Source organism: Streptomyces sp. NRRL F-5126 (genome assembly GCF_000721265.1).
Lineage (GTDB): Bacteria > Actinomycetota > Actinomycetes > Streptomycetales > Streptomycetaceae > Streptomyces.
The window spans coordinates 412,290-435,339 of the sequence record NZ_JOFZ01000003.1 but is presented as its reverse complement, the minus strand read 5'-3'; the positions used below and the strand labels follow the sequence as shown (position 1 = coordinate 435,339).

General features: G+C 72.5%; 16 protein-coding genes. 9 read left to right on the top strand and 7 right to left on the bottom strand.

Features of this window, described 5'->3' with window-relative positions; translation table 11 throughout:
* Position 1 precedes the first annotated feature (1 nt).
* Positions 2-610 carry a hypothetical protein gene (locus IH48_RS36180; protein ID WP_030901240.1) on the top strand — a complete coding sequence of 203 codons (609 nt, stop codon included), beginning with the start codon at positions 2-4 and terminating at the stop codon, positions 608-610.
* On the opposite strand, the gene IH48_RS0108345 is transcribed toward IH48_RS36180, so the two are convergent.
* The 7 genes from IH48_RS0108345 to IH48_RS0108315 all read right to left on the bottom strand — a co-directional run bounded on the left by IH48_RS0108345 (position 594) and on the right by IH48_RS0108315 (position 11,640).
* Positions 594-2,534, bottom strand: coding sequence for a hypothetical protein (locus IH48_RS0108345; RefSeq protein ID WP_030901238.1), 1,941 nt, complete (start codon positions 2,532-2,534; stop codon positions 594-596). The genes IH48_RS36180 and IH48_RS0108345 overlap by 17 nt on opposite strands.
* A gap of 73 nt (positions 2,535-2,607) precedes the next feature.
* The gene (locus IH48_RS0108340) at positions 2,608-3,897 is read right to left on the bottom strand and encodes a TRAP transporter large permease subunit (protein ID WP_030901236.1); all 1,290 of its coding nucleotides are present in this window, start codon (positions 3,895-3,897) and stop codon (positions 2,608-2,610) included.
* A gap of 2 nt (positions 3,898-3,899) precedes the next feature.
* Entirely contained in the window at positions 3,900-4,538 is a 639-nt protein-coding gene (locus IH48_RS0108335; RefSeq protein ID WP_051839369.1) for a hypothetical protein, read from the bottom strand.
* Positions 4,535-6,664: a hydantoinase/oxoprolinase family protein gene (locus IH48_RS0108330; RefSeq protein ID WP_030901231.1), complete on the bottom strand. Its 2,130-nt coding sequence runs from the start codon at positions 6,662-6,664 to the stop codon at positions 4,535-4,537. The genes IH48_RS0108335 and IH48_RS0108330 overlap by 4 nt, the downstream gene beginning before the upstream one ends.
* A gap of 97 nt (positions 6,665-6,761) precedes the next feature.
* Positions 6,762-8,372 (bottom strand): FAD-dependent oxidoreductase, encoded by a 1,611-nt coding sequence (locus IH48_RS0108325; RefSeq protein ID WP_030901229.1) that lies wholly within the window; start codon positions 8,370-8,372, stop codon positions 6,762-6,764.
* 111 nt (positions 8,373-8,483) lie between these two features.
* Complete coding sequence (locus IH48_RS0108320) at positions 8,484-9,587, bottom strand: LacI family DNA-binding transcriptional regulator (RefSeq protein WP_030901226.1); 1,104 nt, start codon at positions 9,585-9,587, stop codon at positions 8,484-8,486.
* Between the two features lie 196 nt (positions 9,588-9,783).
* Positions 9,784-11,640 (bottom strand): arabinofuranosidase catalytic domain-containing protein, encoded by a 1,857-nt coding sequence (locus IH48_RS0108315; protein WP_030901223.1) that lies wholly within the window; start codon positions 11,638-11,640, stop codon positions 9,784-9,786.
* A 279-nt stretch (positions 11,641-11,919) separates the two neighbouring features.
* Here IH48_RS0108315 and IH48_RS0108310 point away from each other — a divergent pair, with 279 nt between their 5' ends.
* From IH48_RS0108310 to IH48_RS0108275, 8 genes are all read left to right on the top strand, one after another.
* Positions 11,920-12,948: a LacI family DNA-binding transcriptional regulator gene (locus IH48_RS0108310; RefSeq protein WP_051839367.1), complete on the top strand. Its 1,029-nt coding sequence runs from the start codon at positions 11,920-11,922 to the stop codon at positions 12,946-12,948.
* A 64-nt stretch (positions 12,949-13,012) separates the two neighbouring features.
* Positions 13,013-14,530: an alpha-N-arabinofuranosidase gene (locus tag IH48_RS0108305; protein ID WP_030901217.1), complete on the top strand. Its 1,518-nt coding sequence runs from the start codon at positions 13,013-13,015 to the stop codon at positions 14,528-14,530.
* Positions 14,531-14,675: 145 nt separating this feature from the next.
* A complete protein-coding gene (locus IH48_RS0108300) occupies positions 14,676-16,814 on the top strand; it encodes a glycoside hydrolase family 27 protein (protein WP_030901215.1) in 2,139 nt (712 codons plus the stop codon).
* Positions 16,815-16,958: 144 nt separating this feature from the next.
* The gene (locus tag IH48_RS0108295; protein ID WP_030901213.1) at positions 16,959-18,251 is read left to right on the top strand and encodes an ABC transporter substrate-binding protein; all 1,293 of its coding nucleotides are present in this window, start codon (positions 16,959-16,961) and stop codon (positions 18,249-18,251) included.
* Between the two features lies 1 nt (position 18,252).
* Positions 18,253-19,152 (top strand): carbohydrate ABC transporter permease, encoded by a 900-nt coding sequence (locus tag IH48_RS0108290; protein WP_030901210.1) that lies wholly within the window; start codon positions 18,253-18,255, stop codon positions 19,150-19,152.
* Complete coding sequence (locus IH48_RS0108285) at positions 19,152-20,060, top strand: carbohydrate ABC transporter permease (RefSeq protein WP_030901208.1); 909 nt, start codon at positions 19,152-19,154, stop codon at positions 20,058-20,060. Before IH48_RS0108290 ends, IH48_RS0108285 begins: the two co-directional genes overlap by 1 nt.
* Positions 20,057-22,189, top strand: a complete 2,133-nt coding sequence (locus IH48_RS0108280; RefSeq protein WP_051839365.1) for an alpha-galactosidase — start codon at positions 20,057-20,059, stop codon at positions 22,187-22,189. Before IH48_RS0108285 ends, IH48_RS0108280 begins: the two co-directional genes overlap by 4 nt.
* Before the next feature lie 91 nt (positions 22,190-22,280).
* Positions 22,281-23,039, top strand: coding sequence for an SDR family NAD(P)-dependent oxidoreductase (locus IH48_RS0108275; RefSeq protein WP_030901202.1), 759 nt, complete (start codon positions 22,281-22,283; stop codon positions 23,037-23,039).
* Positions 23,040-23,050: the final 11 nt, after the last annotated feature.

Here is a 23,050-nt window from a genome sequence, read left to right as displayed (position 1 = left end):
CATGACCCAGGTCACCGACCACCCCGCACGCGGGCGCCGCGAGCCCGGCGAGGTCTTCGGCAGCGGCTTCACACTCTTCGCCGACATGCTGCTCGTGGGGCTGCTCACCAGCCTCGCCTGCGTGCCGGTCGTCACGGCACCCGCCGCGTTCGCCGCCGCGTCGGCGACGCTGCGGGGGAGCGCCGAGGGCGGCCTGCCGGTCAAGGCCGGCGCGTACGCCGCCCACCTGCGGGCGGGCATCGGCGCGGGCTCCCTCGCCCGCGGGCTGCTCCCGCCGGTGCTCGCCGCGCTCGTGGTGGTCGACGCCGGGCTGCTGCGCAGCGCGCTGCCGGGAGCGCACGTCATGGCCCCCGCGCTCGTCCTGCTCGTCCTGGGCGCGGCGGCCGTGGGACTGCGCGCGACCGCGGTGGCGGCCCCGCACCGGCTGTCCCTGCGGGAGGGGCTGCTGCGCTCGGCCGCCGACCCGCGCGGCACCCTGCTGCTCGCGGGTGCCGCGCTCCTGGCCGGGCTGCTCGCCTGGTCGATGCCGCTGCTCGTCCCCCTGCTGCCAGGGCCGCTCGCCTTCGCCGCGACGGCCGTGGACATGCGCGCCGTCAGCCCATCCGGATGACGGTGGTGAGCGTGCCGCCGTGCGGCACGCGCAGGACGTGGATCCGGCGCGCGCCGCCGCGCAGCAGTGTCACCGACGTCGCCTCGATGCTCGCGGCGAGCCGGGTCCCCCAGTCGATGGCGATGCTCACCCCGGCCCGCCGGATGACGAGCCCGTCCGCTGACGCGTGGGAGTCCGCGCCGTGGGTGACGGGGGTGCCGTCGGTGAACCGCACGTCGTCGGTGTCGAGCAGGACGAGCGGCACCTGCTCGGTGAGGCCGGCGGTGCCGCGCACGGCGCGGGTGACCGAGGTCCTGCCGAGCGTGAGTACGGTGTGGGTCCGTCCGTCGGGCAGGCCGTAGGCCACCACCACGGGGGAGGCACCGGGTACCGTGTCGCCGCCGTCCCAGGCGCGGTCGCCGATGCGGTAGGTGGCGTGCATGTCGCTGTGCGCCTCGACGTTGCCGTTCGCCAGCACACTGCCCCACACCTGCGTGTCACTCGCGCGCTGCGACTGGACGAGCGTTCCCGCCGCGGGATGCCAGAGCAGCCCGGGGCCCGTGCGCACGTCCTTCGTCGGGCGCGTGCCGAAGAACGACGCCAAGTACAGGGCGGGCCTGCGGACGTAGAGGTACGTCTGGTCGAGCGCCGTGTCCTCGCGCCGCACGGCGAAGTCGTCGCGGCGCAGGTACGGCAGGTGCTTGACGGCGGCGGCCTTGGCCCGCTTCGAGGGGAAGGCCTCGGGGTAGGTCGCGTGGGTGATGATGCGCGGTGACGTGTCCTGCTTCGCGGGGCCGATGGCGGGGCCCGGCACCGCGGCCCACTCGGCGCGCGTGCGCGCACGGTCCTCGGCGGAGGTGAAGAAGGCACCGAGGTCGGGGATGTGGGGCACGAACAGCGAGCCGAGGTTGGTCCTGTCGGGGTCGGGCACGACGTCGTCGTAGTACGCGACCCCGGTGCGGGCGGACATGGCCACGTAGGTGAGGGAGCCGGAACCGTCCGGCTCGCGCACGACGTTGTAGCCGAACCAGTCGGCGAACCTGCGCGCCATACCGAGCACCGCGCGGTTGCCGGTGAGGTGGTGGATCTCGGCGATCTCCGGCATGAGCACTTCGAAGTTGTAGTCGATGTCCATGCCCGACGGCTCGTAGAAGAAGCCGGCGGGGCTCTGACCGTTGGCCGCGAGGTACTCGATGCGGTCCTCAAGGCGGGCGGCCAGTTCGCGGTCGTGGATGAGCCGGAGGCTCTTGGTGGCGCCCGCGAGCCCGGCCGCGTTCTGGTTGGCGTAGTTGACGGGGCTCTTCCAGATGGCGTTGGCGGGGTCGAGGAACCACGTCATGCCCTGCCGCAGGGCGCTCTCGATCGCCGCGCGCCGCGGCGCGAGCGCCCGTGCCTGTCGGAGGTTGGCGAGGGTCTTCGCGAGGTACCCCATGCCGAACCCGGTCGCCGCCTTCGACTCCTCGCCGGGTGAGTACTCGGGCCAGGAGCCGTCCGGGTGCTGCAGGCCGAGGTAGTGGGAGAGGGCCGCGTCCAGGCGGGAGAGCAGGGCGGCGTTGCCCGTGTACGGATTCCAGCGGCGTGCGTTCGCGTGGAACCAGCTCAGGGTGAAGACGTGTTCCTGCACGCGGGCGTTGGTCGCGTTGTTCGGCGTGCGCCACCAGCCGCCGCCCATGAAGCCGAGTGTGGCCGGGTCGTCGACGACGATGTCGTTGGTCATCCCCGGCAGGATGGCGAGATAGGGGCCGAAGCGCTGTTCGAGTGGTGTGAACAGCGAGCGGACCGGTGCGCCGTGCGGCAGCGGTGCGAGGGGCGGGAACGGCCCGCGCGGCGGCGGGACGGCCGCCTGTGCGGTGCCGTCCGCCCACCGCGTGCCCAGCAGCCCCGCGGCGCCGAGCGCACCGCCGACAACCGCCCGCCTGCTGACCGATCGGAGTTGACGTGCCACAGCCTGCCTCCCTCGTTGATGCGTACAAGTGACCGGCCCTGAGAGTCCGCGGGTGACCGGCTCCCCGCGTGGTTCACAGGTACAGCGCTGCCGTGACGCAGAATCCCCCGAGCGCCACGCACCACACGTACGGCAGCGTTCGCGCCATCACCTGCTGCGGGCCGACGCCCGCGTACTGGGCTGCCCAGACCGTCTGCGTACTCGTCGGGTCGGCGACGCCGAAGACCTGGTTGTACGAGGTCGTCAGGCCGAGCACGGCGGCCGCCGGGTAGATGCCGGCGGCGATGAGCACGCCGGCGATGCCGGCGCCGAGCCCGTACACGTTCAGCGGCCCCCGGTAGAGGCACAGTGGGACCAGGACCGCGAAGACGACGACGAACAGCACGGGGTTCTGCGGGCTGACGGCCTTCACCAGCGGCTGGAGCGCGTCGACCGCGCCGGGCAACTGGACGGCGGCGAGCAGGATCCCGATGGCGACGAAGAGGGCGACCGGGGCGGCCGCGACCTCGAACCCCGAGTACAGCGTACGCAGCAGCCGCCTGTTCATGTCCCTCGGCCTGGTCGTCGTGACCAGCGCGTACAGGACTCCTGCCAGCAGGGACGGGATGATCGCCAGCTGGGCGCCGAGAGCGAGCGCGAGCGGGACGATCGGTGTGAGCAGCGCGAACCACGGTGCGTCGCCGAGCTGCTGACGCCGCGAGGCAGGGCGCTGTTTCCCGGCCACCGGCGTCTTGAAGGCCCAGGCGTGCTCGACGCCGCGTCGGTGCGTCTCGATGAGGACGAAAAGGACCGCCGCCGCGAGCGCCAGCGGGAACAGCTTGACCATGAAGCCGCGCACCTCGGGGACCGAGAGGTGCAGGGCACTGGAGAAGAACTGCCACACGGGCAGCTCGAAGGGCATGCCCGCGGCGATGCCCATCAGGATCGTGCCCGCCGCGGTCACCTTGGGTATGCCGACCGCGATCATGGCGGGGATGCCGATGATGCCGGCGAGCATCGCGGCCGGGGCGGACCCGGTGACGGTGCCGACGAGGGTGGACACGGCGAGTACGCCGAGGCCGACCACGGTGGGGCGGTCGCCGCCGAACTCGACGATCTTCCTGACCAGGGTGCCCGCGATGCCCGTCTCGTCCAGCAGCTTGCCGAGCCACGACCCCAGGATGATGGCGATCATCGTGGCGGCGAGAGCGGGGGCGCCCGCCTGGAGGACCGTGTCCAAGACGCTGTTCTTGCCGGTGAGCGGCGCGCCGGAGACGAAGGCGATGATGACGGCGAGGATCACCAGCGCGAACGCCGTCGGGAGCTTGCGGCTCAGCATGGCGGCGACTCCGGCCGCCATGATCACCAGAATGACGATGCCCATGGTTACCTCCTCCTTCTTCCGCGCCGGTCCCTCGGCTGCCCGGCGGCTTCCGCCCCTGGCGGTGCGGCTATGGCGGAGAGTGCCTCCGCCAGGAGCAGCGGGCTGCGGCCGAGCCCCGCGGTGCGGGCCGCGCAGGCGTGCGCGGCTATCTCGTCCGCGCCCGCGACGTACCCGTACACCTGCCTGCCGCCGAAGGACAGCACGACATGTCCCAGTGCCCGCTTCAACTCGGCCTTCCCGGGGCCGTGGTGGAGCCGCTCGTGCACCGCCTCGTGCGCGAGCGCCGCAGTGCGCACGCAGCCGCGAGGGAACAGGGCACGCCAGCCCAGACGGTCCACCAGCTCCTCGGCGGCGGCGATCGCGTCGGTGTACAGCTCGACGGTCGCGGGCCTCGACCGATAGCGCGCCAGCATCCCGAGCGCGAGACCGCCGTCGCGTTCGACCACGCGTGCGGTGACGGGCGGCGCGGCGGGCAGGGACGTGCCGAACGCGGCCGCCGCGGCGGCCCATTCGCGCAGCAGGCCGTGGTCGCGACCCGCGTGGACGGGCGTGGAGGCGAGGAGTCGCGCGCCGAACTCGGTGTCGTCCAGGTACGCGAGGTCCCGCGCGGTGCGTTCCGCACGGGTGAGTGCGAGCGTCATGTCCGCGCCTCCACGACGGCGATGACGGGTTCGTCGGCCCCGCGCGAACCGAGTTCGCTGCGGGCGAGCGCCAGCAGGGAACCGGGGTCGAGCACGCCCGACAGGTCGGCGATGCGGGAGCCGATCAGCAGTCTGAGGGCGGGCGCCCGCACGCCGCCGTCGCCGTACGAGGTCGACTCGTCGACAAGGGTGGCGAGCACCGGGGGTGCCTCGCCCGCCGTGGTGGTCGCGACCCGTGCGTCCGGCGCGTGCAGCCGTACGACGCCGTCGGCGTCCACGACACGCACCGGGTGCCGCGTGCCGCGGAAACGCCGGCGCACCTCGGTGCCGTAGACGGTGTGTGACGGTGTGTCGGCGAGCACCCGCACCGAGGCGGGGTCGCTGCGCAGGCTGGCGGCCGCGGCGCCGAGGCGCTCCGCGTCGTCCGCGCGGTGCCCGCGGTCCTGGGTGCGCAGCTCCGTCGCGCCGGTCGCCACCGCGCGCACCGTGTTGGTCTGCGGGTCGACCGTGACCTCGACCTCCACGCCGTCGGGCGCGGCGCCCTGGGCCGTCACGGCGCGCTCGGCCTCGGCGCGTACGGCGAGTATCTGCTCCTGGGTCGCGCCGGGGATGATGCGCTCGACCTGCTCGCGCACGAGAGCGAGCGCCACCCCGATGGGGCTGATGACCTCGCTGTGGCGCGCGATGCGGCCCTCGCGGCCCGTGGCCGCCGCGAGATGCGGTGTGACGGACGCGGCGCCGCCGCCCCCGCCCACGAGCACGGCCGTGTCCGCGTCGAGCCGGTAGTCCTTGATCATCTGGTCGACGACGGTACGCACCCGGGCGGTGCCCGCGTCGAGGACCGCGGCTGCCGCCGTGGCCACGTCCAGGCCCAGCGCGGCGGCCAGTGGAGCCATCGCGGCCCGCGCGACAGACCGGTCGGCGCGGGCGAAGTCGCCCTCGGGCACGCGCCCGAGTGCGTTGGCCGCGCACGTCATGGTCAGCGCGTACCGGCCGCCCGCCGCGTCCAGGACGGCGTGGTCGTCCGGGTCGCCGTCCATGGGCCGCACCGTCGCCAGCCTCGCGTCCCGCAGGTCCTCCGCGGAGGCGAAGCACGCGTACGGCAGCCCGGCGATGTGCGCGCTGCGCGGCCCGACCGACGTGACCTTCCCGCCGCCGACGCGGACCATGGAACCCCCGCCGACGCCGACGGTCCGCACGTCCAGTGCCGAGAGGTACGACGACTTGCCGAGCAGGACGGCGTGCCTGACGGCCACCTTCCCCCGCCTGACGACGCTGACGTCCGTCGACGTACCGCCGGTCTCCAGGAAGAGCCCCTCGCTGATGCGCTCCTGCATGAGGGCGCCCGCGACCCCGGCGGCCGGCCCGGACAGGACGGTGAGCAGCGGCCTGCGGCGCATCTCGTCGAGCGACATGACACCGCCGTCGCACCGCATCACCATCAGCGGCGCGGTGACCCCCGCCTTGGTGACGGACGAGTCCACGAGGTCGGCGGTGGCGAGCATGCGCGGCAGGATCGCGGCGTTGACGACGGCGGTACGGGTCCGCTTGTGCAGCCCGTACAGCGAGGTGATCTCGTGTGCGGCGGTCGTGGGCAGGGCACGCGCCCTCGCCGCCGCGGCGACGGCCTCCTCGCCGTCGGGGCGGTCGACGGCGAACGGCTGCGTGGCGACGAGCGCTTCGGCCCCTGCGCGTACGACCGAGTCGAGCGCGGCGGTGACGGCGGCCGGGTCCCCGGGGTCGGCGACATGCGCGTACGACAGCCGAAGCGGCTTGCCCGGTGCGGGTTCCAGCCTGCCGAGGGAGGCGAGACGGCGCGTCAGCACGGCACCGGGTCCTGTGCCTATGCCGACGAGTCCGACGGTGGCGACGTCCCCCTCGAGCAGGGCGTTGGTAGCCTGGGTCGTGCCGTGGGCCAGGAAGGCCACGTCCTCGGGGGCGTGTCCGGTCTGGTCCAGCAGGCGGTCGAGGGCTTCGACGATTCCGTGGGCGACCCCGTCCTGATGATGGTGGGTGGTGGGTATCTTCACCTGCCCGAGCAGGTCGAGGGTCGTGGCGTCCACCGCCACGGCGTCGGTGAAGGTCCCGCCCACGTCGATGCCGACGCGGATACGGTGGGTGGTCATTGGTCTGGGCACCTCCTCGTGCTGTGTGGCGAGTCGGGGGCGGTGGGCCGGGCGGGGCAGGTGGAGCTGACCCGCCCGGCCGTGTGCCGCCGCGTCTTCAGTAACCGCGTACGTCTGGCCAGTGGCGCTGCACCCCGGCCCGGTCGAGAACCGCGGCGAACGCCTCGAACCCCTTCTCCTCGGCCTGCACCTGGTGCGGCTCCACGCCTTCGCCGAGGCAGTGGGCGGCCAGCGCGCCGGCGGCCTCGCCGATGTTCCACTCCACCGGGTGGAGCCGGTAGCAGCCGTTGGTGATGTGGGTGGTGCCGATGTTCTTGCCGGCGGGCAGCAGGTTGCGGACCCTGCGCGGCACGAGCGCGCCGAGCGGGATCTCGAACGGCACGGAGCCGACGTCGATGTAGTTGTCACCCCCCGTGGACGGGTGCAGGTCGATGCGGTAGTTGCCGACGCCGACCGAGTCGCGGTGGCGCGTGGAGCCGTAAGGACCCACGAGGTCGATGGAGACGTCGTGCTCCGTGACGGTGGTGACGGCCTTGATGCGCCGGGCCTCCCGTACGTAGGGGGACTTGGCGAGCCCGTCCGCCGTGCCGGTGACGTCGGGGCGGAGCCTGAGGCCGGGGAAGCCGGTGCCGCCGTCCTCGCGGGGAGCCTCCGTCTGCAGCCAGTACAGGACGGACAGCGAGAGCTGGCGCGCCTCCGCGACGGCCTCGGCGGCGGCCCGCTCGCCCGCGCCGACCAGCGGCTTCAGCCAGTAGTCGTTGAGTGGCCAGTTGACGAGGGTGATGTCGGAGTCGAACGCACCGGGCCTGTGCAGCCCGCGTGCGAGCACGCGGCGGAACCCGAACAGCTCCTTGTCGCCCGCGTCGGCCGACTGGTCGGCGGACACCGCGAGCGGGTCGCCCGCGGGGTTGGGCACGAAGGTGCGGCTCACCGGCTCCAGGGTGCGCGGGTCGGGGGCGAGGAACCCGAGCAGCGGCCCGGGCCAGAACGCGGGCCGGTAGGAGCGCCAGAAGTCGTACATGCGCGGCCGGTCGATCGTGTGGTTCTCGCCCTCGTGGTGCGAGAGCGCGAAACACACCGTCATGCCCTGCTGGTTGAGCGGGTCGGCGATGTGAGGTGCGTGCGGCTCGCCGTACTCGGAGCGCGCCTCCGCACCCGTCGCGTGTTCCACGCCCGCGAGTTCGAGCAGCTCGCCGGTCTCCGTCGCGTCGATGACGTACCGCGCGGTGAACGTGCGCCTGCCGCCGTCGCGCAGGTCCTCCACGGTGACGGCCCGTACGGTGTCGCCGTCGGCCTCGGCCGAGACGGGCCGGTGCTCGGTGAGGACGGTGAGGCGGCCCGCCGCGCGGTCCGCCGCCAGCATCGCCTCCAGCACGGCCACCGCGACGCGCGGTTCGTGGCACAGCTTCGAGACGCGGCCGGCCCCGGGATTGAGTGCCGTGAGCGCGATGGCCTCGGAGCGCATCGGGTACCACTGGCGGTAGTAGGCCCTGATGGATTCACGCAGCCGCCGGTAGGCGGCCGTGGTGCCGAACTGCTCGACCCACGGGTGCTCGTCGGGCGGCACGGCCTGGGCGGTGAGCTGGCCGCCGATCCAGTCGGTCTCCTCGGTCATGACGACGCTGCGGCCGGCGCGGCAGGCGGCGAGTGCCGCAGCGACGCCGCCGAGTCCGCCGCCGACGACGAGGATGTCCGGTTCTGGTGTCACGGTTCTCCCTGTGGTGCGGGTGGTGCTGGTTCCTTGTGTTTGCGGCGGATCGCGGTCACGGGGTCGCGGGATGCGGTGTGCCGGTTCCGCGCGGGGGCGGTGCGGTGCCGGTCAGGCGGGCGCGGCCGGGGGCGGCCCCGAGGTCTCGCCGGTTCTGAACGTGCAGGCGACCAGCGGCTCTCCGGCCTCTTCCCCCGCGACGAGCGCCGCGAGCAGCCGTACGGCCGCCGCACCGAGTTCGGGGCGCGGGATGTCGAAGCCCGTGGGGACCCGCTCGTGCGACAGGTCGGGCGGGGGGCTGCCGAGCAGCGCGAGCGAGACGTCGCGTGGCGCCTCGAACCCCGCCTCGCGGGCGGCCCCGCACAGGGCACGCCAGGCGCCGCCCGTGTCGGTCTCCTCGGCGACGAACGCGGTCACGCCGGCGTCGACCCAGTCGCGCAGCCGGGCCGCCGTGAGGTCGCCGGCCGGGTCGGCCGTGCGGAACACGGCGGACGAGCCGGCGTCGAGGCCGGCCTCGGCGAGCCCCGCGAGGAAGCCGCGTTCGCGGTCGGTGGATGCGGGCGCCTCGTCGTCCTCGCGCACCAGCACGATGCGCCGGTGGCCGAGGTGCGCCAGGTGCGCGACCACGCAGGCCGCGGCGCTGACGTAGTCGGCGCCCACCCAGGCGAGGCCGTCGAGCTCGTCCCTGCGGCCGATGTGCACGGCGGGGAACCCGTCGGCGACGAGCCGGCCGAGCTCCTCGGCAGGCGCGTGGCGGCCGAGGAACAGGCAGCCGTCGGCCAGGCGCACCCGGCTCAGGGCATCGGGGCCTGCGGCGCCCGCGCCGCCGCTGCTCGACCCGGTGAACAGCACCAGGTCGTAGCCGCGCGCGGCGGCCTCCTGCTCGACGCCGACGAGGAAGGGGTAGTACGAGTGCTGCACGTCGGTGGGGAAGGTGGCGGTGAAGCTGAAGACACCGAGCAGGTCGTTGCGCGCGGCGGCGAGCCTGCGGGCGGCGGGGTCCGGCACGTAGCCGAGGGCGCCGGCCGCCTCCAGGACCTTGCGCCGGGTCTCCTCGGAGATGGCCGCGCCCTGTTTCTTGCCGCCGAGCACGAGGGACACGGTGGCCTGGGACACCCCCGCCGCCCGTGCGACCTCGGCCTGCCGCGGCCTGGACGTGCGGCCCGGGGCCGAGGGGGTGCGCCCCGGCCTTGACCGCTTCCTGATCTCGTCCACTCGTGCTCCTCGACGTATTAATGCGTATTAGTAATGCGCATTAACGAGCACTATGGGCGCCCCTGGAGCTTGGGTCAAGGGTTCGTGCAGACTTTTCGCGCCCTGCGGGCACGCGGAGACGGGAAGTGACGGGAAGTCCCGCACCGGGCGGGAGGCGGGGAGTGTGCCCGGTGCGGGACCGTAGGTCCACCGGGGCTCAGCCCAGTGCGAACTTCTGTGCGGCGGTTCCGTTGCAGTCGTGGATCTGCAGGCGGGTGCCGTTGGCGGTGGCGCCGTCCGTCGCGTCGAGGCAGCGTCCCGACTGGGGGTTGAGCAGGGAGCCGTCGGCCTGCTGCACCCACACCTGGCCGCCCGCGGTGTTGCAGTCCCACAGCTGGACCGGTGTGTTCTGCGCGGTTTTGTTGCCCGCGATGTCCAGGCAACGTCCCAGCGTGGTCAGCCTGTTGGTGGAGGTGTGCACCCAGTGCTGGTCCTTCGCGTAGGACTGGCAGTCCCACAGCTCCGCCGGCTTGCCGTTGCCGCCGATGTCGTCGCTGTAGACGTCCAGGCACTTCCTGGCCGGTCCCGTGACCGTCGAGCCGCCGGCGACGGTGAACTTCTGTGCGGCGGTTCCGTTGCAGTCGTGGATCTGCAGGCGGGTGCCGTTGGCGGTGGCGCCGTCGGTCGCGTCGAGGCAGCGTCCCGACTGGGGGTTGAGCAGGGAGCCGTCGGCCCGCTGCACCCACTTCTGCCCGCCGACCCCGTTGCAGTCCCACAGCTGGACCTTGGCGTCCTGGGCGGTGGAGTTGCCGGCGATGTCCATGCAACGCCCGAGCGTGCGCAGCGAGCCGTCGGAGTCGTGCGTCCAGTGCTGGTCGGCCGCGTAGGACTGGCAGTCCCACAGCTGCACGGCCGTGCCCTTGCCCGCCACGTCGTCGCCGCTCACGTCGACGCACTTCCCGCCGGGCGCGGCGATCGCCGACGGCGCGACGCCCGCCGTGTCGCCCGCGTATCCGGCGGACACGATGCTCGACTGGACGGACGCGTCGGTGGCGTCGGAGGCGTAGCCGGAGGTGATCGCCCCCTCGAAGAACGACCCGACGCCCCTGTTGCTGTTGTCGCCTCCGGTGCCCAGCACGATCGAGCCCTCCTGGCGCATGGGTGCGTATCCCGGTGGCAGCGGCCCGTTCCACCACGTCGTGAGGCCACCGGACCGGGAGTTGCCGCCCTTGAGCGCGAACGACGTCTGCCCGTCGTTCTTCAGCACGGCGGTGACGAAGGGGCTGGAGTTGCCGCCGTTTCGGCTGTGGGCGTTGGTGTCCGCCTGGAAGATGCCGTTCTCCAGGTCGGCCTGTACCCACGGCCCGTCGCCCTGGCAGGGGTCGCAGGCGTGGGCCGTGGACATGTTGAGCGCGTCCATGTGGCCGGCTCCAGTGTCGTCCTCGGCCGCCTCGACGTTGCCGAAGTCGAAACAGCACCCGCGGTCGGCGTGCGTGCCGCTGGTCACCATGTACATCGATTCGGGTTTCCCGCCGGTGGCGACGCCGGAGCCGACCGCGTGCCGGTAGCCCATGCCCGGCGCGATGTAGACGCCGTACACCGCGTGCCCGGCCACGGTGATGTGCAGCGCGTCGGCCAGGGCACCGGCATCGGCCGCCCCGGCGGTGCCCTTGCCCGCGATCAGCAGGTCGTTGTGGCGCGGCGACTGGTCGTAGATCTCGCTGATGACGCACGTGGCGCCGGTGCAGAAGGCGTTCTGGGCGGCCGCGTCGGCGTAACCGCCGCGTGCGAGCAGCCCGATGTCGAGCTTGTCGCCGTCCTGCACCCGGGTGACCTGGTACAGGCTGCCGTCGTACGAGGTGTAGAGGGCGCGGACGGTGCTGAACGCGCCCACGCAGGGCGTGCCCGCCGCGCCGTACACGTCGCAGGGCAGGGAGCCGGCGGCGTTCGCGGGTCCTGTGGCGCCAAGGAGCAGACCTGTCGTCAGAGCCAGGGCGGCCCCGAGGGCGAGCACGACATGGCGGCAGCGCCGCAGCGCCGCGCGCGATCGGGAGGGTGGGGGATGTGCGGTCATCGTCGGCCTCTTCTCCGTGGGGGAGTTCGGGCGGTCCTCGCCGTACGGGCGAGCGAGGGGCGCGCGGCCGGTGCCGCGGTCGGCACCAGGCCACTGCTCATACGATTCAGCAGCATTGAAGCTAGAGGTGCGGCGCGCGGCCGTCAACCCTCCAATGGCGTCAAACAAGCCTGGATGCAAGGGATTTCGAATACTTGACGCGTCGATCGACTGGGCCTAGCGTCCAGTGTGCTGAAACGTTGAAGCACCTTGAGTGACAACCCGGGAAGGGGCCGCGGCATGCCGAACAGCGTCACGCTCAGGGATGTCGCCACGTCCGTCGGCATCTCGCAGAGCGCGGTGTCCATGGCCCTGTCGGACCACCCGCGCATCAGCGAGCCGACGAAGCGGGCCGTACGGGCCGCCGCGGCACGGCTCGGCTACGTCCCGAACTCCGCCGGCAGGGCGCTGCGCGCCGGGCGATCGACCTCCATCGCCCTCGTCGTCCCGCAGACCGGCCGGCACGTCTTCGGCCATCCCTACTTCATGCACCTGCTGGTGGGCGTCACCGAAGAGGCCAACGCGCGTGACGCGGCGCTGGTGGTGTCGACCAACCCCGACGAGACGCACGGCGTGGCCGCCTACGAACGCGTGCTGCGCTCGCAGGCCGCCTCGGGCGCGATCGTCGCCTCGGCCTCGATCAGCGACCCGAATGTGAAGCGCATGGCGGACTCCACCCTGCCGGTGGTGCTCGTCGGGCGGTTCGCGCACCTGCGGCACGCGGCGAGCGTAGGCACCGACGAGATCGCCGGCGCCGCCGCCGTCACCCGCCACCTCGTGGAGGACCACGGCCTGACCCGCATCGCGCACATCAGTGGGCCGCTCGACCACCAGACGGCCGTGGACCGGTACGAGGGCTTCCGCGGCGCCCTGGCCGACTCGGGCAGGCCTTGCACCCACACACTCGCCGCGGGCGACTTCAGCGAGGAGTCGGGCCGCGCGGCCGCGCGGCAGGTGCTGGACAGCATGGCCGACCTCCAGGCGATCTTCGCCGCGAACGACGAGATGGCCTATGGCGCCATGCTGGAGATCCGCTCGCGCGGGCTGCGTGTCCCCGAGGACATCGCACTGGCCGGCTACGACGACTTCGGCGTCTCCCGGCTGACCACCCCCGGCATCACCACCGTCCACGTGCCGGCGCAGGCGCTCGGCCGCAGGGCCGCTGCCGTCCTGTTCGCGCTCCTCGACGGCGCGGCACCCGACCCCCTCCACAGCGTCCTGCCGTTCGAACTCGTCGTGCGCGAGTCCTGCGGCAGCCACCACGGCTGAGGCGCCACTCGTACCCGACCCGCGCCGCCCCGCCCGTATTTCCGCGACGAACTCGGAGACAGGCGTGTTCACCTGTACCGCAACCCTCGACCCCGCCTTCACCATCGCCCCGGTGCCGCCGCGTCTGTTCGGGTCGTTCGTCGAGCACATGGGCCGCTGCGTGCACGGCGGTATCCACGAGCCGGGCCACCCGCGGGCCGACGCCGACGGCCTGCGGCATGACGTCATCGAACTGACGCGTGAGCTCGGCGTCAGCGCCGTGCGCTACCCGGGCGGCAACTTCGTCTCCGGCTACCGCTGGGAGGACGGCGTCGGCCCGCGCGCCGAGCGCCCGAAGACGCTCGACCTGGCGTGGCGGTCCATCGAGCCGAACACCTTCGGCCTCAACGAGTTCATGGCCTGGGCCCGCCGTGCCGGAGTCGAACCCCTCATGGCGGTCAACCTCGGCACCCGCGGCGTCGAGGACGCCTGCAACCTCCTGGAGTACGCCAACTTCCCCGGTGGGACGCGCTGGTCCGATCTGCGCATCGCCCACGGGGTGCGTGAGCCGCACCGCATCCGCACCTGGTGCCTGGGCAACGAGATGGACGGCCCCTGGCAGATCGGGCACAAGACGGCCACCGAGTACGGCAGGCTCGCCGCCGAGACGGCGAAGGCCATGCGGCGTATCGACCCGGACATCGAACTCGTCGCCTGCGGCAGTTCCAACGAGCGGATGGAGACCTTCGGGAGCTGGGAGGCCCAGGTGCTCGACGAGGCGTACGACGTCGTCGACCACATCTCCCTGCACGCCTACTTCGAGCAGCACGGCGACGACCGCACCGGCTTCCTGGCCTCGGCGCAGCTGATGGACTCCTTCATCGACGGGGTCGTCGCGACCTGCGACCACATCGCCGCCAAGCGGCGCTCCCCGCGCAGGCTGACCCTGTCGTTCGACGAGTGGAACGTGTGGCACGAGAGCCGGTCCGCCGGCGAGGACGCCCCGCGGTGGGCACGCGCGCCGCGGCTGATCGAGGAGGAGTACACCGCCGAGGACGCGGTCGTGGTCGGCAACCTGCTGATGAGCCTGTTGCGCCACAGCGACCGGGTGGCCATCGCCTGCCTCGCCCAGCTCGTCAACGTCATCGCGCCCATCAGGACCGAGCCGGGGGCAGGGGCGTGGCGCCAGACCGTGTTCCACCCCTTCGCCCTCACCGCACGGCACGCCAGGGGCGAGGTCCTGCGGGTCGAGCCGGTCTCACCGGCGCTGCACTCGCCCACGATCGGCGACGTGGCCGCGGTCGACGTCGCCGCCACCCGTGATCCCGAGACCGGCGGGACCACGATCCTCGCCGTCAACCGGGACGAGCGGCAGCCGGCCACCCTGCGGCTGCGCATGGCCGAAGGCGGGCACGACGTCGTCGAACACGTCGTCCTCGGCGGCCGGGACCTGCGCGCGACGAACTCGCGAAACGCGCCGCACCTCGTCGAACCGCGCGGCTCAACGGCCCACTTCACCGAGCCCGGCGGCCTGACCGTGCTTCTGCCGCCGGTGTCCTGGTCGATGATCCGCACGGCGCAGCGGCCGGCCGCGGCACGGTAAGGACAGCACCTCGGAGCACCCTAATTTTAGTTTATTAGTAATTAACGTTGACAGTGCGCGGGCGCCGGTCACAGTCTTCATGCCGACGCCGCGGCCGACCGGTTCGGCGGGCGTTCCCGTCCCTTCGAACATCGGGAGAACCAACGTGACTTCCCCACGTGCAGGGGCACCGCGCGCCCGGCGTGCCGCGGCGGCGCTCGGGGCCGCCGTACTCGCCGCGGTGGCGGTGCCCGCGGCGCACGCCGCCCAACCGGCGCACGCCGCCCAACCGGCGTCCGCGACCGTCGCGCACGCCGGCACCCCCTACATGGGCTGGAACACCTACTACGGACTCGGCGCGCCGACCGAGGACCAGGTCAAGGGCGTCGCCGACTACCTTGTCAAGAGCGGCTTGAAGAAGGCCGGTTACGACATCGTGTGGCTGGACGGCGGCTGGCAGGCCGACGTGCCGCGCGACAGCGACGGCAACCTGGTGGCCAACGCGGAGCGCTTCCCCTCCGGCATACCCGCGCTCGTCGACTGGCTGCACGAGCGCGGCCTCAAGGCCGGCATCTACACCGACGCAGGCGACTACGACGGCGGCAAGAGCTGCGGTCTCGGCAGCGGCGGCCACTACCGGCAGGACGCCGAGCAGTTCGCCCGCTGGAAGGTCGACGCGATCAAGGTCGACTTCCTCTGCGGCATCGCCGAGAAGGCCGACCCCGCCACGGACTTCAAGAAGTTCAGCGACGCCGTCGCCGCGACCGGCCGGCCGATGCTGCTCAACCTGTGCAACCCGCTGACCGACGACTGGGGCGTTCCCCACACCCCGGCGCAGGACGCCCACAACGCCTACGCCTACGGGCCGTCGCTCGCGACATCCTGGCGCACCGACACCGACATCGCCTGGGGCAGTCCGACGGCGGGGGAGTGGCCGGACATCCTGCGCAACATGGATGCCAACGCCGCGCACCCCGAGGCCGAGCGCCCCGGCCACTACAACGACCCGGACTACCTCGTCCCGATGCGCCGGCTGGCCGACGGCTCCTACGAGCTGAACCAGGAGGAGTCCACCACCCAGCTGGTGATGTGGGCCGAGATGGCCTCCCCGCTCGTCATCGGCTCCGATCCGCGCAAGCTGCCGCAATCGATGATCGACACACTGACCGACCCGGAGATCATCGCGGTCGACCAGGACCCCCTCGACATCCAGGGCGTCAGGATCGCGACCGATGCCACGGGCGACGTGTACAGCAAGGTCCTCAGCGGCCGCGGCAAGCGGGCGGTGGTCCTGCTCAACCGCTCGGACGCGCCGGCGCGGCGCACGGTCGCCTTCGCCGACGCGGGGCTGACCGGCCGGGTGGCCGTGCGCGACCTGCGAGCGCGGGCCGATCGCGGCACCCGCACCGGCTCGTACACCGTGACGGTGCCCGCACACGGCACGGCCTTCCTCAAGCTGTCAGGCACCGACGCCGCGCCGGGCACCGCCCTCGGCACGTCCTCGACGGCCGACCCCGCGCTCGTGTCCCGGCACGGGGAGCTGACCGCGTTCACCCGCGGCGCCGACGGCTCGCTGCGCGAGCAGAGCGGCCGCGACGGTGCCCGGCAGACGCACACGACCGACCTGGGTGGCCCCGTGCGCGGCCGCATCGCGGGGGCGCCCGCCGCCTACGGCTCCGCCGGCGGCCGCATCGACGTCTTCGTACGCGGCACGGACGGCGCCGCCTACCACCGCGTACGCCAGGGCGGGCACTGGGGCAGGTGGCTGCGGCTCGGCGGCAGCCTCGCGAGCGACCCGGCCGTCGCCTTCAGGGGCCCGGGCGACTGGACGCTCTTCGCGACGTCCCGCGACGGCTCGGTGGTCAGCAGGGGGCCGTCCGGTGGCTGGACCCCGGTGGGCGCCCCGTCCGGCCTCACCGTGACCGGCCGCCCCGCGGCCGTGACCGACGCCACCGGACGTACCCACCTCGCCGTGCGCACCAACGACGACGCGGTCTGGGAACGGGTGCGCGACGCGTCGGGCACCTGGTCGTCCTGGACGTCGCTCGGTGGCACGGTCAGCGGCCCCCCGGCCCTCGTCGCCTCGGGCGGCACCGTCCGGATGTACGTGCGGGCAAGCGACTACACGCTCTGGGAGCGCGACTACACAGCCTCCGGGAAAGGTAGTTGGGGCGGGTGGACGAAGAACTCCGCCTGGGCGAGCGGCGTGTTCGACGGGGCGCTCGGACTGGCCGCGGACCCGGACGGCACGGTGCTCGCGGTATTCCGCGGGGTGGCGGGACGCGTCCACCGAGCCACGCTCTGACCGGATTCGTCCGGCCATTCAAGAAGTAAATTAGTAATTAATCTTGACGCTGCCGCGTCACCACGCGAGTCTGTACCAGCCGCACGAAGGGGCCCGGTCGCCAGGGGGCCGGGCCGCCTTCCGCGGTTACCAAGGGAGTCAGCCATGATCGCCACACCACCCAGCCGCCGCACGTTCCTCGCGGGCGCCGGCGCGGTCACCGCCACCGCACTGCTGAGCGGATGCGTCACGTCCAGCTCGGGCGGCGGCAAGGGGCAGTCCGCCAAGGGCCCGGTGACGCTCCAGTCCAACCTCTCCTCGCCGCAGGCCAAGAGCGCGATGCAGAAGCTGGTCGCCGCCTACGGCAAGAAGGGCGGCCCCGGGGCCGAGCTGAACACCGTCGCCTCCGAGACCTTCCGCACGCAGCTGCCCACCTACCTGACGTCCGCCAACCCGCCGGACGTGCTCACCTGGTACCCGGGGTCCGTCGCCGACACCTACGCCAAGCAGGGGCTGCTGCTCGACATCAGCGACATCTGGAGCGGCCCCGACCTGTCGACGTACTCGGACGCGCAGAAGAAGCTGTGCACCGACTCGCAGGGCAAGAAGGTGTTCGTACCCACCGACTACTACTGGTGGGGTGTGTTCTACCGGAAGTCCCACTTCAGGAAGTGGGGCGTGAAGGAGCCGAAGACCTGGGACGAGTTCCTCCAGGTGTGCGAGGCCATCAAGGGCCACAAGGTGGCCCCCATCGGCCTCGGCGCGGGCAACGGGACGACCTGGGTGGCCTCTTCCTGGTTCGACTACCTCAACATCCGCATCAACGGGGCCCAGTACCACCGCGACCTGCTCGCCGGCAAGCACCGCTTCGACGATCCCCAGGTGCACAAGGTCTTCGACCGCTGGAGCGAGGCGCTGCCGTACTTCGACCCCAACGGCACCGCGCTGGCCTTCCAGGACGCCACGACAGCCCTGCTGCAGGGCCGTACCGGCATGATGCTGATCGGGACGTTCTTCGCCGACGCCGCGCCCAAGGACGCACTCGACGACATCGACTTCTTCCGCTTCCCGATCATCGACCCCAAGGTGCCGGCAGCCGAAGAGGGCCCCACCGACGGCTACTTCGCGAGCGCCCATACCCCGCACGCCGGCCAGGTCAAGGACTTCATGTCCTACCTCGCCACCGTCGAGGCGCAGGAGATCTACCTCAAGGGGTCGTCCGGCACCTCCATACCCGTCAACCCCAAGGCCAAGGACTCCGGCACCCCGCTCGTGAAGAAGGGCCGCGCCCTCATCGAGAACGCCGCTGACGTCACGCAGTTCTTCAACCGCGACTCCAGCGACGCGCTCCAGCCCTCGGCCGACACGGCACTGACCCACTTCCTCTCCAAGCCCAAGGACATCGCGTCCATCCTGACCACCTGGCAGCGCGACGCGCAGAAGATCTGGAGCCAGTGAGATGGCGGTCATCACCGCACCGGCGCGGCGCAGGCGGGCCACCCGGGTCCCGCCCGTCGTGCTGGCGTTCGTCCTGCTCCCGCTGCTCGCCGAGGGGTTCTTCGTCTTCTGGCCTGCGATCCAGGGCTTCTACCTGTCGCTCACCGACTGGAACGGTGTGTCGGCGCCGACGTTCGTCGGACTCGGCAACTACCGGGAGATGTTCGGCGACGGCGTCTTCGGCAAGGCGTTCCTCGACACCGTCCTGTGGCTGGTGCTCTTCGGCGGCCTGTCGATCGTCCTCGGCCTCGGCGCGGCCCTCCTGCTCCAGCAGGAGCGCCGCGGCATCGGGTTCTACCGCGCCGCGCTGTTCCTGCCCGTCGTCTTCTCGCTGGTCGCCACCGCCCTCGTGTGGCAGGCCATGTACCAGCCCGACGGCCTGATCAACCAGACGCTCAGGGGCCTCGGTCTCGGCAGCTGGGCGCACCCCTGGCTCGCCGACCAGTCCACTGCCCTGTACGCGGTCATCGTCCCCGCCCTGTGGCGCGAGATCGGCTATGTGATGGTGCTGTACCTGGCCGGCCTCAAGGGCATCGACCCCATGCTGTACGAGGCCGCCAAGGTCGACGGGGCGAGCCGGGGCCAGCAGTTCAGGTACGTCACACTGCCGCAGCTCAGCAGCGTCAACGCGGTCGTGATCTCGGTCATCGTCATCGACTCGCTGCGCTCCTTCGACGTGGTGTGGGCCCTGACACGCGGCGGGCCCTACCACTCCTCCGAACTGCTCAGCACCTACATGTACTCCACCGCGTTCCAGTCCCTGCGCCTCGGCTACGGATCCGCCCTCGCGGTCGTCATCTTCATCCTCGCGTTCGGGGTCATCGTCTCCTACCTCGTCCGTGCGTTCAGGGAGGCCGACTGATGGCCGTCACCCACGCTTCGCCGCCCCGGGCCCAGACACCGCCCGCCGAGGACGGCCGCGACCGGCGCGGTGCGGGCCGCCCCCGCGGGCGGGCGCTCGGCACGGCCGGCTTCCACACCGGAGCCGTGCTGCTGTCCGCGCTGTGGCTGCTGCCCGTCGCGCTCGTCCTCGTCACCGCGACCCGCTCGTTCGACGACATCGCGAGCAACGGACTCGGCGCGCTGCCCCACTCGTTCACGCTGCACGGCTTCGCCCAGGCCTGGACCGACGGCGGGCAGGCCAAGGCCCTGCTCAACAGCATCATCGTGACCGTCCCCGGCGTCCTGCTCTCCCTGTGGCTCGCCTCCATGGCCGCGTTCGCCCTCAGCCGCTACAACCTGCCGCTGCGCCGCACCCTGCTGCTCCTGATGCTCGGCGGCAACCTGCTGCCACCGCAGATCCTGCTCATCCCGGTCTCCAAACTCACCGAGATGCTCGGCCTCTACGACAGCCTCTATGCCGTGATCGGCGTGCAGGTGGGCTTCGGCGTCGGCTTCTACGTCTTCGTGCTGCACGGCTTCATGCGGTCCATCCCGCAGGAGATCCAGCAGGCCGCGGTCATCGACGGAGCCGGCCCCTGGACCATCTACACCCGCATCGTCATGCCCCTGGCCAAGCCCGCGCTGGCCGCGCTGTCCGCGCTCTCGTTCACCTGGATCTTCAACGACCTGCTGTGGTCCATCACCGTGCTGCGCACCGGCAGCAAGATGCCCATCACCGCGTCGCTGATCGGGCTGCAGGGCCAGTACGTCTCCGACTGGAACGTCATCGCCGCCGGGTCCGTGATCGCGGCAGCTCCCACTGTGATCGTCTTCCTCCGCTTCCAGCGGCACTTCGTCGCGGGACTGAACCTCGGGGCCGTCAAATGACGCCGCACGACGGGCCCGCGGCTCCCGCTGCGGCGGCCGGGCCGTGGATCCTGCACACCGAACACACCGTCTACGCCGTCACCCTCTCCCCGGACGGGAGCCGGCCCGAACTGGCGGCCTGGGGGCCGCACGGCGCCGAGGACGGCCCCTCGCCACTCGACTGGCCCGGGCGCACCCACTTCATCACCCCGGCGGACGCGGCGCCCGCCGAATACATCCCCCAAGGGATGCGTCCCTTCGCCGGAGCCGACCTGATCGCCCAGCACCTCGGCGGGGAGCGCGGCGTGTGGTGGGCCTTCACCGGGGCCACCGCCGGGGACGGCAGGGCCCTGCGGCTCATGTTCACCGACGAGCGGCTCGGCCTGGACGTCGCGGTGTGCTACGAGGCCGTGCCGGGTACCGACGTGGTCCGCCGCTGGACGGAGCTGACATGCACGGGCGAGTGCGAACTCCGCCTGGAACGCTTCGACTCGGGCGCGATCAACGTCCCCGTGCGCAAGGCCGCACGGCTCACGTACCTGACCGGTCAGTGGTCGCAGGAGTTCCAGCTCACCGAACTCGACCTCGCACGCGGGCGCTTCGAGATCGCCTCCACACAGGGTGTGCCCGGCCATGCCTACGCGCCCTGGCTGGCCGTGCAGGACGCCGCGCACCCCGCGGAGGGGGACACTCCCACCTACGGCATCGCACTGGAGTGGCCGGGCAACTGGCACATCACCGCAGACGCCGAACCGGGCGGCGCCGTACGGGTGCGAGCGGGCCGGCTGCCGCACGAGGGCGCCGTGCGCCTCGCCCCCGGTGACACCCTCACCACCCCCGTGCTGGCCTGCGCGTTCAGCGCCGAGGGGCGCGACGGCCTGGCCCGCGTCTGGCACCGCTACGAGCGCCGGCTCGCCGGCGCACGGCTCGGCCGCACCCGCAAGGTCCTCTACAACTCCTGGGAGGCCACCCAGTTCGGCGTCCGTGCCGCCACCCAGCTCGAACTCGCCAGGACCGCGGCCGGCCTGGGCGTGGAGCTGTTCGTCGTCGACGACGGCTGGTTCCCCGGCAGGCACGACGACACCGGGGGACTCGGCGACTGGCGCCCCGACCAGGCCTCCTTCCCCGACGGTTTCGACACCTTCATCGCCGGAGTGCGCGACCTCGGCATGGACTTCGGCCTGTGGATCGAACCCGAGGCCGTCAGCCCCGCCTCCGAGCTGTACGCACGCCACCCCGAGTGGGTGTACCGCATCGAAGGGCGCCCCGCCACGCTCGTACGCAACCAGCTGCTTCTCGACCTCGGCCGTGACGATGTCCAGCGGTTCGTCCTCGACACCCTCGACGAGCTGCTCGGCACCTACGACATCAGCTACCTCAAATGGGACATGAACCGGCCGCCCACCGAGCGCGGCCGGCCCGGCGCGGGCCCCGCGGAAACACTCGACCTGGACGCCGCGCACGTCCGCGGCTACCTGCGCGTCCTCGACCACCTGCGCACCCGCCACCCGGACGTCACCGTCGAGGGATGCGCGGGCGGCGGCGGCCGCATCGAGCACGCCACCCTCGCCCGCACCGACGTCGTCTGGCCGAGCGACAACACCGCGCCCCTCGACCGGCTCTCGATCCAGTACGGCTACCTGCACGCCCACGCGCCGCACACCATGAGCTCATGGGTCACCGACGCGCCCGGTGTGTTCGACCCGCGGCCGCGCTCCCTCGCCTTCCGCTTCGTCACCGCGATGGCGGGTGTACTCGGCGTCGGCGCCGACATCCGCCGTTGGAGCGAGGAACAGCGCACCGAGGCCGCGGGGTGGATCGCCAGGTACAAGGAGCTCAGGGACATTGTCCACCTCGGCGAGGCGCGGCTGCTTCGCACGCCGGCCGACACGACCTGCGGCGTGCAGTACGCGCGGCAGGACGGCGGCCGCCTCGCGGTACTCGCCTGGAGCACCGGCCCGCTCGACGGGGCACCCCTCGTGCCCGGCAGGCCCGCCCGGCTCAGGCTCCGCGGTCTCGACCCGGCCGCGCGCTACCGCGACGCCGAATCCGGCCGCGAGTACAGCGGCGCGTACCTGCTCCACAGCGGGCTGCCGTTCGCCTGGACGGCCGCGCACGACGCCGGGATCGCCGTCCTGGACAGGCGGTAGCGTGCCCACCACCACCCCGAACACCGTGCAGGTCAAGACAGCGGCGCGCACCGGACGGCGCACCGCAAGCCCCGAGGAGACGACCCACGCCATGAACCAGGCAGCACGATTCACCGGCCGCGTCGCCGTCGTCACCGGCGCGGCCTCGGGCATCGGCGCCGCGACCGCGCGCCGCCTCGCCGCCGAGGGCGCGGCCGTGGTGCTCGCCGACGTCGCCGAGGAGCCCGGCGAGCACACCGCCGCGAGCATACGGGCGGACGGTGGCCGCGCCGCGTTCGTCGCGGCCGACGTCGCCGACGCCGGCGCCTGGGACCGAGTCGCCGAAGCCGCCCACACCTTCGGGCCCGTCGGAGTGTTCGTCAGCAACGCCTACACGGTGGACGTCGTTCCCGCGGGCGACATGACCCTCGCCTCCTGGGAGCGGCAGCTCTCGGTCAACCTCACCGGCGCCTTCCTCGGCTTCCGCACCCTCCTGCCCGACCTGCGGGAACACCGCGGCGCGGTCGTCCTCACCTCGTCCGTGCACGCGCACAAGGGCATCCCCGGCCACCCCGCGTACGCCGCGTCGAAGGGCGCCCTGCTCTCGCTCAGCGGGCAGCTCGCCGTCGAGTACGGGCCCGAGGTCCGCGTCAACGCCGTACTGCCCGGGCCGGTGCTCACCGCCGCCTGGGACCGCGTGTCCGAGGAGGACAGGGTGCGCAGCGTCGCCGAGACCGCCGTCCGCCGCTTCGGGACGCCCGAGGAGGTCGCCGCGGCGATCGCGTTCCTCACCGCCGACGAGTCCGCCTTCGTCACCGGGGCGAGCCTCCTCGTCGACGGCGGCTGGAGCGTCGTCAAGGCGTCCGCGTGAGAGGGACGGCA

Coding starts and splice junctions, on each gene's coding strand:
- IH48_RS0108335 (WP_051839369.1), bottom strand. CDS start 4,538: ATGACGCTCGCACTCACCCGTGCGGAACGCACCGCGCGGGACCTCGCG.
- IH48_RS0108285 (WP_030901208.1), top strand. CDS start 19,152: ATGGCCGTCACCCACGCTTCGCCGCCCCGGGCCCAGACACCGCCCGCC.
- IH48_RS0108315 (WP_030901223.1), bottom strand. CDS start 11,640: ATGACCGCACATCCCCCACCCTCCCGATCGCGCGCGGCGCTGCGGCGC.
- IH48_RS0108280 (WP_051839365.1), top strand. CDS start 20,057: ATGACGCCGCACGACGGGCCCGCGGCTCCCGCTGCGGCGGCCGGGCCG.
- IH48_RS0108290 (WP_030901210.1), top strand. CDS start 18,253: ATGGCGGTCATCACCGCACCGGCGCGGCGCAGGCGGGCCACCCGGGTC.
- IH48_RS0108295 (WP_030901213.1), top strand. CDS start 16,959: ATGATCGCCACACCACCCAGCCGCCGCACGTTCCTCGCGGGCGCCGGC.
- IH48_RS0108330 (WP_030901231.1), bottom strand. CDS start 6,664: ATGACCACCCACCGTATCCGCGTCGGCATCGACGTGGGCGGGACCTTC.
- IH48_RS36180 (WP_030901240.1), top strand. CDS start 2: ATGACCCAGGTCACCGACCACCCCGCACGCGGGCGCCGCGAGCCCGGC.
- IH48_RS0108310 (WP_051839367.1), top strand. CDS start 11,920: ATGCCGAACAGCGTCACGCTCAGGGATGTCGCCACGTCCGTCGGCATC.
- IH48_RS0108340 (WP_030901236.1), bottom strand. CDS start 3,897: ATGGGCATCGTCATTCTGGTGATCATGGCGGCCGGAGTCGCCGCCATG.
- IH48_RS0108275 (WP_030901202.1), top strand. CDS start 22,281: ATGAACCAGGCAGCACGATTCACCGGCCGCGTCGCCGTCGTCACCGGC.